The following is a 265-nucleotide window of genomic DNA, read 5'->3' on the forward strand; positions in this document are numbered from 1 at the left end:
CTCCATGGGAAACTACCGGAGCTAAGGATAAAAGTGGAAATAGCGTAGCTTTAAATGATGCCAGTGTGGCTGGTTATGTAGGATATTCTTACTTTAAAGCCAATGGTACTTTTAAAATCTTCGGATTAAACGATGCGTTGAGATCTCAGGGAACATGGTCTATTTCTCCTGATGGAAAGAAAAGAACCCTTGTTGGTTTAGATAATAATGGTAATGTTACTTTCACCCGTGTTGTGGATATTCTTCTGCTGAACGAAACTACGTT

1 protein-coding gene is annotated in these 265 nt (G+C 38.9%); it reads left to right on the forward strand.

The features are described 5' to 3' along the window. Positions 1 to 265 (forward strand): DUF4822 domain-containing protein (locus tag SB679_RS24715; protein ID WP_410704931.1); only part of this gene is annotated, 265 nt, incomplete at both ends.

The sequence above is a fragment of the Chryseobacterium sp. SIMBA_029 genome, from assembly GCF_046535275.1.
Taxonomy (GTDB): Bacteria; Bacteroidota; Bacteroidia; order Flavobacteriales; family Weeksellaceae; genus Chryseobacterium.